Annotated in this window: 1 pseudogene; it reads left to right on the forward strand. The window is 44.6% G+C overall.

The features are described 5' to 3' along the window. Positions 1 to 345 (forward strand): annotated as a pseudogene (locus A3757_RS27240) (Ni/Fe hydrogenase subunit alpha); the annotation flags it as partial.

Raw genomic sequence — 345 nt, forward strand, 5'->3', positions numbered from 1 at the left:
ATTCAAAGAGTTCTCCCAACATAAGCCTGCTCATATGTCTTTGGCCTATCACTGGGCACGAATGATAGAAGTCCTTCACTGTGTCGAAAAGATCAAAGAACTACTTCTTGACCCGGATATTATGGGTACGGATCTCAAACTAACCGGCGATCGTCGTGAAGAAGGGATAGCCGTAATCGAAGCGCCGAGAGGCTCTTTATTCCACCATTACAAAGTCAATGAGAATGACCAAGTCACCTACTGCAACTTGATTGTCTCGACAACCCATAACAATACCGCCATGAACAAAGCAGTGACCGATGTCGCCCGAAAATATATTTCAGGCAAGAACAAAATATCGGAAGG

Source organism: Oleiphilus sp. HI0117 (genome assembly GCF_001635235.1).